The organism is Pseudomonas wayambapalatensis, from assembly GCF_049942315.1.
GTDB classification, from domain to species: domain Bacteria; phylum Pseudomonadota; class Gammaproteobacteria; order Pseudomonadales; family Pseudomonadaceae; genus Aquipseudomonas; species Aquipseudomonas wayambapalatensis.
Window position 1 is genome coordinate 1 of record NZ_JBNFMU010000217.1, and the last position, 8635, is coordinate 8635.

Below are 8635 nucleotides of genomic sequence, written 5' to 3' on the forward strand. Positions count from 1 at the left end.
GTCGGGAAAGGGGTGGAAAAGGCCATTTTTTGGGCACCCCTTGTCCGGTCCACACCTGTGGCATTTTTCACGCTTCCCCCCCCCCCCGCGATGGGGATAACCGCCCGGATCAGGCCTGCAAGGTCGCCATGTCGATCACGAAGCGGTACTTCACATCACCCTTGATCATCCGCTCGAACGCCTCGTTGATATCGCGGATATCCAGCATCTCGATATCGCAACTGATCCCATGTTCGGCGCAGAAATCCAGCACTTCCTGGGTTTCGGCGATGCCGCCGATCAAGGAGCCGGCCAGCACCCGACGCTTGAGTACCAGGTTGGCCGCATGCACGGGCGGATCGACCGGCTCGATCAGGCCGACCAGGATGTGCACACCGTCGAACTTCAGGGTTTCCAGGTAGGGATTCAGGTCGTGTTGCACCGGAATGGTGTCGAGCAGGAAGTCGAAACGACCTGCTGCCTCGCGCATCTGCGCCTCGTCGGTGGAGACGATGACATGATCGGCGCCCTGGCGGCGGGCTTCCTCGGCCTTGGCCGGGGAGCGGGTGAACAGTGTCACCTCGGCGCCCAGGGCCTTCGCGAACTTGATGCCCATGTGGCCCAGGCCGCCCATGCCCAGCACGCCGACCTTGTGCCCAGGCCCCACACCGTGGTGCTTGAGCGGTGAGTAAGTGGTGATGCCCGCGCAGAGGATCGGCGCGGCGCTCGGCAGGTCCATCCCTTGGGGGATACGCAGAACGAAGTGCTCGCTGACCACGATGCTGCTGGAGTAGCCACCCAGGGTATTGCTGCCGTCGATACGGTCGGGAGTGGCGTAGGTCTGGGTCGGCCCTTCCAGGCAATACTGCTCCAGGTCCTGTCGGCAAGCCTCGCAATGGCGGCAGGAATCGACCATGCAGCCGACACCGACGAGGTCACCGACCTGGTACTTGCCGGCCTTCTCGCCCACAGCGGTGACGCGGCCGACGATCTCGTGGCCGGGCATCAGTGGGTAGACGGCAATGCCCCACTCATTGCGAGCCTGGTGAATATCGGAGTGGCATACGCCGCAGTAGAGGATCTCGATGGCGACGTCGTCCGGGCGCAGGCCGCGGCGTTGGAAGGTCATGGGCGCCAGGGGCGCGGTGGAAGACTGGGCGGCATAACCGATGGCGGTGTACATGCTCTGGACCTCGCAATGTTGAAACGATTCAGGCCACGCATTCTGCGCATCGAAACGGGCCAGGCCCACAGCCGATCCTCCGGCATTCGTGCCTGATTCTCCGGAGTTGGTCGAAGCAATCTGGCGCTGGACTGTCAATCTGCGAAGATGCCAGTGTCTGATTCTCTGTCACTGGTTTGCCATGCAACTGACCCAACACGTCGACGCCAATGCCCCCCTCTGCTCGCTGATTCGCGCCCTCGCCCCGCGCCCCGGATTCGTCGACACCTACCTGCCCCAGGTCCAGGTGTTGTCGTGGGACCACTACGTGGCCAGCAGCCCGCAGATCTACGAGCCGAGCCTGATCATCATCGCCCAGGGCAGCAAGCTCGCACGCCTGGGGCCGCGCACGCTGGAGTACGGTGCCGGGCATTACCTGATCCAGGCGCTTTCAGTGCCCTTCATGTGCGAAACCTTCGCCACGCCCCAGGCACCCATGCTCGGCGTGGCCGTGAGCATCGACCGCAACGTGCTCAGCGAACTGGTGCAGAACATGGCCCTGCCACCAGACCCGGCAGTACAGGCGCAGACGCCGCAGTCGATGAGTTCGGCGGCGCTGGATAAACCGATGCGCGCCAGCGTCGAGCGGCTGCTCGAATGCCTGCAGGACCCACTGGATGCCAGAATGCTGGGGGCGACACGGGTGCGCGAGGTGCTGTACACCGCCCTGCGCGGCCCGCAGGCCGGCGTGTTGCGGGCACTGGTCGAACAGCAGGGGCACTTTGCCCGCATCGGCGTCGTGCTCGCCTACCTGCGCGACCATTACGCCGAGCCATTGAGTGTCGAAGCGCTGGCCAGCCGCGCCAACATGAGCGTTTCGACTTTCCACGAACACTTCAAGCGCTGCACCGAACTGGCGCCGATGCAGTACCTCAAGCGCCTGCGCCTGCTCAAGGCGCAGCAGATGCTGATCGGCGAGAGCCTGGGTGTGGCCCAGGTGGCGCACCGCGTAGGCTATCAGAGCACGTCGCAGTTCAGCCGCGAGTACAAGCGCGAATTCGCCCGCAGCCCAGGTGACGAACTGCCCTACCGCAGCCTGCCGGTATGACCCGGCTCTCAGGCCTGGCGACGGACCATCGCCACGATGCCGGCGCTCAGTTCCGCCTTGGCCAGCCCTGGCTCGACCTCCCCGAGGCCGCTGCCTGTGACAATGCCTCGGCGGCGCCCAAGGGCCACTCTGCCAGCGGCCAGTAACGCCCCTTGCGCGATTCATAAAGACCGAACCGGCGGGCATCGAGAAGAAACTCCGGCGCCTGGCCAGCCTCGGGCGGCGGCCCCTGGAAGTCCCGCGACAAGGTCAGGTGCGCACGATAGTCACGGGCCTGCCCGGCGATGCCCAGCGGCAGTACCCGCTGCTCCAGGCCGTAGACCAGCTGGCGCAGGCTGGCGGGTGTCTCGCCAGGTTCGAGCACCAGTGCACCAGCACGTCGCCACACCTGCAGACGGTCGAGCAGCAGGCGTATCGGCGCCCCGGTCCCACGGGGCGTCATGCCGTCTACCGCAGCGCACAGCGCCGGCACCAGGGCGGCATCCACATCGCCCAGGAACAGCAACGTCACATGAAAATTCTCGGCCGGTACCGGCTTGCCGGCCCGCAACCCCAACTCACGGCGCCACTGGGCAACGGCCCGGCGCTGAGCCTCGGGCAAATCCAGGGCAAAGAAAAGGCGCTTGAAGGGCGCACCGCTTGGGCGTGCATCCTGAACCATCGGAAACTCCTTGATCAGCCAAAGAACCGGGTGACGTGTCGATTCACCAAGCCGCCGGGTTGAATCGTTTGCGCAGACTGCCGACCATTCCACCTTGGTCCAAAGCGATGTAACAACATTATGTACAAACTGGCGACTCGATTGTTTATGCTGGCGGGCTACAGCCATGGCGCATGGCCATTTTTATTCGACAAGTAACCGTCCATGAAAATCGCACTCGTACTGATCTTCGTCCTCTCGATCGCCTATGTTCACCTGCGCGGTCGCGTTCGCCACAAGCTGACTCGTCAGTTGGGCGACCACTCGAGCTTCCTCGCCCCGGTCAACAGTTTCCTGTACCTGTTCTCCAAGCACCCGGCCAAGCCCTACCTGCCCGTGGAATCGTTCCCCGAACTGCAGCCGCTCAAGGACCATTGGCAGGAAATCCGCGAAGAAGCCCAGCAGTTGCTGCACGCTGGCGAGATCAAGAAATCCGACAACTACGATGATGTCGGTTTCAATTCCTTCTTCAAGACCGGCTGGAAGCGCTTCTACCTGAAGTGGTACGGCGAGAGCCATCCCTCGGCGATGACCCTGTGCCCACGCACCACCGAACTGCTGCAAGGCATCGGCACGGTCAAGGCGGCGATGTTCGCCACCCTGCCGCCGGGAGCCAAGCTGGTTCGCCACCGTGACCCCTATGCCGGCTCGTACCGTTACCACCTGGGCCTGGACACGCCGAACGACGATGGCTGCTACATCGATGTGGACGGCGAGAAGTATTCCTGGCGCGACGGCGAGGCGGTGATCTTCGACGAGACCTACATCCACTACGCGGCCAATACCACCGAGCACAACCGTATCATCCTGTTCTGCGACGTCGAGCGCCCGTTGAAATACCGCTGGGCAAGCGCCTTCAACCGCTGGTTCAGCCGCAACGTCATGGCCGCAGCTGCCGCACCCAACGATGCCAACGACAAGACAGGCGGCATCAACCGTCTGTTCACGCGCATCTACAAGATCCGCGAACGTGGCAAGGCCATGAAGAAACGCAACCGCACCCGCTACTACCTCGAGAAATGGGCCGTGGTGGCAGCACTGGTGCTGCTGTTCATCTACATCTGACACTTCCTGCGGCCTCCTCGCCCCTCGGCGAAGAGGCCCGCCCTTCCCCCCATCTTCGACTAGCCTGAAAGCTCCTGTTGCCAACCTGACAAGGTGAAGACGATGAGCATGATGGACTGGGACGCCTACCGTAAGCAGTTGATGGCCGGCATCGGCGATCTCAAGCAGCTTTCCCCCGACACCGTGGCCGGCTACGCCACCGCCAGCGCTGCCGGCGCCAAGACCAACCACCTCGACGCCAAGACCCGCGAGCTGATTTCCCTGGCCGTGGCAGTGACCACCCGCTGCGACGGCTGCATCGCCGTGCACTCGCAGCAGGCGGTCAAGCACGGTGCCACCCGCGAGGAAATCGCAGAAGCCCTGGGCGTGGCCGTGGCCATGAACGCGGGCGCTGCCCTGGTGTATTCGGCACGGGCGCTGGATGCGGTCGGCAAGGCCGGCAGTTGAGGCGCTCGGGCGCCGCAGCACTTGCATGACGGCGCCCATCCACCCAGACTTGCCGGCCCAGCCCGAGCAGGAACCGACATGATCCACATTCGCCCCATGACCCCGGAAGACTTCGAACGTTTCTGGCCGACCTTCCAGGCCATCGTCCAGGCGCGCGAGACCTACGCATACGACCCGCAGATGTCGCAGGAGCAGGCGCGCACGCTGTGGCTGGAGTTTCCGTTGCACACCCTGGTGGCCGAAGAGGATGGCGAGCTGCTCGGTTCCTACTACCTCAAGGCCAATGCCGCAGGCCCGGGCGCGCACGTGGGCAATTGCGGATACATGGTCACACCCCGTTCACGCGGACGTGGCGTGGCACGGCTGATGTGCGAGCACTCGCAGAAGCTGGCGCGCCAGGAGGGTTTTCTGGCCTTGCAGTTCAATTCGGTAGTGGCGAGCAACGAGGTCGCCGTGGGGCTGTGGCACAAGCTCGGTTTCGAGACCGTCGGGCGCCTGCCCAAGGCATTTCGTCATGCAGCACTGGGGCTGGTGGATTGCCTGGTGATGTACAAGTGGCTGGCCGATGAGCCAGTGACCGAGAAACCGGCGCTGCTGATCGGACGCAAGAACATCGAGGCGCGGGTGTCGCGGCGCCGGGGCCGCTAGGCGCCCTTGAGCCTGCAGGGGCAGCCTCGTGCCGCAATCGCTGCACGAGGCTGCCCTTACAAACGGCGTACAACCATCGAAGGCGTCAGAACGCCAGGCCGACCTTCACACCAAACTCGTCACGCTTGAGCTTGTTGTTGTCGGCAACCGGCGAGTCCTCGTCGATCTTGTACTCGGTACGGGTGTAGTACACGCCGGCCTGGATCGGCATGCCGCCCTGCTGGTTCATCAGCAGTGTGACTTCGGCATACGGGTTGGTGCGGTCCTTCATGTCGACACTGTCGCTGCCAAAGTCGTCGACCTTCAGGCGTGCACGGCCATCGATGGTATGACGGGCGCCGACCTCGACACGCAGGGTCGAGGCGTCGAACTGGTGGTTGTAACCCAGCGCCGCCTTGGCGAACGGCGACTTGTAGGTCAGCTTGGTATCCAGGTCGTTGATCTCGGGCTCGAAACGGGTCCAGCTGTAGCCACCACCGACGATCACATCGACGAAGTTGCGCGCATCCAGCGCGGCACGCCAGCCAAGGTCGAGGTCGGCTTGTGCCTCCTTGAGCTTGTTGTCGTTCTTCTTGCCGTACTTGGCTTCGGCACCGATCTGGTAGATGAAGCCGGACTCGGCCGTCATCTTGTTGCCGAAGTTGGCGAACACACCGCCTTGGCCCAGGTGCTCCTTGTCGGAGTCGCCGCCGCCTTCGAACTTGAACTTGTCGTAGGAACCGAGCAGGCCGAAGGTGAACAGGGGCTCGGTGCTGGGAGCTGCCATCGCTGCCAGCGGCGCGCCGAGGAGGGCCAGGGCGCAAGTGTGACGCAGCAGTTTTCCAGTGAACATTCGCAAAAGTCTCCATGACGTTGAATAAAAAAGGGCGAACGAGCGGTTCGAGACAACGTCAGTAGGAAAAGTTCGAAAAAAATCCAATAAAAACGCGCAACCCTGCAACCCATCACGTTTTTTCGCCCATCCAAACGATTGACTCCCTCCGCGTTCGATGATCAGATGCGCGCCAGTTTCAGGTGTCCTGCGCCGCCGTGCGCAGGGTGAAACGGGAAGCCGGTGCGTCTTTGCAGACAAGTCCGGCGCTGCCCCCGCAACGGTAAGCGAGCGAATCCTTCGACACACCACTGTGCTCATGCATGGGAAGGTGAAGGCTTCACGACCCTCGCAAGCCCGGAGACCGGCCTGACGCTTCTGTTGGCAAACCCGCGGTGGGCGGGCGCAGGCCGGTGTTCGCGTGCGCGCCTGCGTGCGTGTCTGCTCGTCTTTGCGTTGTTTCCACCGGGATCCATTCATTCCTGAACCCCTGGAACGACATGTCCCGACACTTCAAGCTTCACACCCTGGCCGCCTGCATGGCGGTGTCCCTGCCGGCGCTGGCCGAGCAGCCGCAAGGCAAGGTCCTCGACCTGCCCTCGACGGCGATCACCGAGACCCGCGACGAACAGATCGTCGACCTGGCAACCCCTACCCAAGCCGGTTCGCGCCTGAACCTCAGCGCCCTGGAAACCCCGGCCAGCACCACCAGCATCACCGCCGAGCAGATCCAGCAGCGCGCCAACCTCACGGTGCAGGATGCAGTGACCCGCTCGCCCGGCATCACCTCCGTCGGCACCCCGGGCAACGGCAACACTGCGCTCTCCGCCCGTGGTTTCAGCGGACACTCTTCGGTGATGACCTTGTTCGACGGTTCGCGCCTGTACACCGGCGCTGGCACCCAGACCTTTCCGGTGGACCCGTGGATGGTCGAGCGCATCGACGTGATCCGAGGCCCCGCCTCGGTACTTTATGGCGAAGGGGCCACAGGCGCGGTGATCAACGTGATCCCGAAAAAACCCTTCGACGGCGAGATCCGCAATCACCTGCGCCTGGGCTATGGCTCATGGGATCGCCAGCAACTGGGCCTGGACAGCGGCGGCAGCCTGAGCGAACGCCTGAGCTACCGCCTGACCCTGAACAAGCAGGAAGGCAATGGCTGGGTCGACCGCACCGACTCTCGCAGCCTGGCCTTGAGTGCTGCGTTGCGCTTCGATGCCACCGACGACCTGAGCTTCACCCTCGCCCATGAGCGTGGCGACGCACAGCCGTCGAACTACTTCGGCACGCCGCTGATCGACGGCCACCTGCGCGACAGCCTGCGCAAGAAGAATTACAACATCCAGAACGACGTGCAGCGCTACCATGACGAATGGACCCGCTTCAACACCGACTGGACCCTCAGCGACAGCGTCACTGCCAGCAACCAGCTGTACTACATCAAGAGCCGCCGGCACTGGCGCAATGCCGAGGACTACACCTGGGATCCGAGCCGCGAGCAGCTGGAGCGCGCGAGCTACCTGGAGATCAAGCACAATCAGGAGCAGATCGGCGACCGCCAGAGCTTCACCTTCGATCACTCGTTGTTCGGGCTGAACAGCAAGACCGTGGTCGGCGCGGAGTACAACAAGATCCGCTTCAATGTCGACAACAACTCGCCGTACACCGATGTCGGCGGCGACTACGTCGATCCCTGGAATCCGGCACCGGGCTGGTTCCAGAGCCGGAACGTCACACGTGCGCAGACCCTCTCGACGACCCACACCTTCGCCCTGTTCGCCGAGAACCGTACCCAACTGACCGATCGCCTGTCGCTGGTGACCGGTATCCGCCGCGACCAGAACCACATCGACCGTGACAACCTGACCAACGACACTCGCGTCGACCGCAGCCTGCAAGGCGGCAACTGGCGCGCCGGCCTGGTGTTCGCGGTAACCGACAACCTCTCGCTGTACGGCCAGTACTCCACCAGCGAAGACGGCGTGAACAACCTGATCAGCCTCAGCCCGAGCCAGATCAACTACGACCTGACCGAATCGAAGCAGACCGAGCTGGGGCTCAAGCAGCGCTTCTGGGATGGGCGCGGTGAATGGACCCTGGCCGCCTATCACATCATCAAGAAGAAGCTGTTGGTCGACGACCCGATCAGCCATGAGAAACAACAGGCAGGCCAGCAGACCTCCGACGGCCTGGAAGCCGCGCTGGAGCTGGATCTGGGCCACCAATGGCAGGTATCGGCAAACGCCTCGGTGGTCCGCGCCAAGTACGATGATTTCGACGAGATCGTCGGCAGCATCGCCCAGGACCGCGCCGGCAACCGCCCCGCCAACGTCCCGCGCCGTATCGCCAACCTCTGGCTCAACAAAGGCTTCGGCCAGACCGTCGACGCCGGCATTGGCCTGCGCTACGTCGACCAGCGCTATGCCGACACCGCCAACGCCTACAGCGTCCCTGGCTACACCGTGGTCGATGCCAATCTCGGCTGGCAGGTACTGCCCGACGTACGCCTTGGCCTGCAGTTGAACAACCTGTTCAACCGCGACTACGTGGTTGCCGCGCACAGTGGCGAACAATGGCTGCTGGGCGCGCCGCGCTCGTACTTCGCGACGGTGGACTACAGCTTCTGATGCCGTAGGCCTCGCCGGCCCTATCGCGGGACCAGCCCGCTCCTACAGGATCAGTGAAGAACCTGTGGGAGCGGGCTGGTCCCGCGAT

Annotated in this window: 8 protein-coding genes and 1 riboswitch; of the genes, 5 read left to right on the top strand and 3 right to left on the bottom strand. The window is 63.6% G+C overall.

The features are described from left to right. Nucleotides 1–109: 109 nt before the first annotated feature. Complete coding sequence (locus ACPZMI_RS19570; RefSeq protein ID WP_186708495.1) at nucleotides 110–1162, bottom strand: NAD(P)-dependent alcohol dehydrogenase; 1053 nt, start codon at nucleotides 1160–1162, stop codon at nucleotides 110–112. 181 nt (nucleotides 1163–1343) lie between these two features. On the opposite strand from ACPZMI_RS19570, the gene ACPZMI_RS19575 reads away from it, so the two are divergent. Next, the gene (locus ACPZMI_RS19575; protein WP_186665172.1) at nucleotides 1344–2249 is read left to right on the top strand and encodes an AraC family transcriptional regulator; all 906 of its coding nucleotides are present in this window, start codon (nucleotides 1344–1346) and stop codon (nucleotides 2247–2249) included. Between the two features lie 46 nt (nucleotides 2250–2295). On the opposite strand, the gene thpR is transcribed toward ACPZMI_RS19575, so the two are convergent. Further along, entirely contained in the window at nucleotides 2296–2910 is a 615-nt protein-coding gene (gene thpR, locus ACPZMI_RS19580; RefSeq protein ID WP_426352868.1) for an RNA 2',3'-cyclic phosphodiesterase, read from the bottom strand. Between the two features lie 204 nt (nucleotides 2911–3114). Here thpR and lpxO point away from each other — a divergent pair, with 204 nt between their 5' ends. The 3 genes from lpxO to ACPZMI_RS19595 all read left to right on the top strand — a co-directional run bounded on the left by lpxO (nucleotide 3115) and on the right by ACPZMI_RS19595 (nucleotide 5109). Then, complete coding sequence (lpxO, locus tag ACPZMI_RS19585) at nucleotides 3115–4014, top strand: lipid A hydroxylase LpxO (RefSeq protein WP_054890877.1); 900 nt, start codon at nucleotides 3115–3117, stop codon at nucleotides 4012–4014. A gap of 102 nt (nucleotides 4015–4116) precedes the next feature. After that, on the top strand, nucleotides 4117–4461 hold the full coding sequence (locus ACPZMI_RS19590) for a carboxymuconolactone decarboxylase family protein (protein WP_054890878.1): 345 nt from the start codon (nucleotides 4117–4119) through the stop codon (nucleotides 4459–4461). Nucleotides 4462–4539: 78 nt separating this feature from the next. Further along, complete coding sequence (locus ACPZMI_RS19595; RefSeq protein WP_054890879.1) at nucleotides 4540–5109, top strand: GNAT family N-acetyltransferase; 570 nt, start codon at nucleotides 4540–4542, stop codon at nucleotides 5107–5109. A gap of 85 nt (nucleotides 5110–5194) precedes the next feature. Here ACPZMI_RS19595 and ACPZMI_RS19600 read toward each other — a convergent pair whose 3' ends face one another. Then, nucleotides 5195–5941: an outer membrane beta-barrel protein gene (locus ACPZMI_RS19600; RefSeq protein WP_125929724.1), complete on the bottom strand. Its 747-nt coding sequence runs from the start codon at nucleotides 5939–5941 to the stop codon at nucleotides 5195–5197. Between the two features lie 163 nt (nucleotides 5942–6104). Further along, a riboswitch (cobalamin riboswitch) is annotated at nucleotides 6105–6307 on the top strand. A 113-nt stretch (nucleotides 6308–6420) separates the two neighbouring features. Between ACPZMI_RS19600 and ACPZMI_RS19605 the strand changes: the two genes are divergently transcribed. After that, nucleotides 6421–8547 (top strand): TonB-dependent receptor, encoded by a 2127-nt coding sequence (locus ACPZMI_RS19605; RefSeq protein ID WP_426352869.1) that lies wholly within the window; start codon nucleotides 6421–6423, stop codon nucleotides 8545–8547. Nucleotides 8548–8635 lie beyond the last annotated feature (88 nt).

Excerpts from the sequence above, each read along its gene's own strand:
- ACPZMI_RS19570 (WP_186708495.1), bottom strand. The coding sequence starts at position 1,162 with ATGTACACCGCCATCGGTTATGCCGCCCAGTCTTCCACCGCGCCCCTG.
- ACPZMI_RS19575 (WP_186665172.1), top strand. The coding sequence starts at position 1,344 with ATGCAACTGACCCAACACGTCGACGCCAATGCCCCCCTCTGCTCGCTG.
- thpR (WP_426352868.1), bottom strand. The coding sequence starts at position 2,910 with ATGGTTCAGGATGCACGCCCAAGCGGTGCGCCCTTCAAGCGCCTTTTC.
- lpxO (WP_054890877.1), top strand. The coding sequence starts at position 3,115 with ATGAAAATCGCACTCGTACTGATCTTCGTCCTCTCGATCGCCTATGTT.
- ACPZMI_RS19590 (WP_054890878.1), top strand. The coding sequence starts at position 4,117 with ATGAGCATGATGGACTGGGACGCCTACCGTAAGCAGTTGATGGCCGGC.
- ACPZMI_RS19595 (WP_054890879.1), top strand. The coding sequence starts at position 4,540 with ATGATCCACATTCGCCCCATGACCCCGGAAGACTTCGAACGTTTCTGG.
- ACPZMI_RS19600 (WP_125929724.1), bottom strand. The coding sequence starts at position 5,941 with ATGTTCACTGGAAAACTGCTGCGTCACACTTGCGCCCTGGCCCTCCTC.
- ACPZMI_RS19605 (WP_426352869.1), top strand. The coding sequence starts at position 6,421 with ATGTCCCGACACTTCAAGCTTCACACCCTGGCCGCCTGCATGGCGGTG.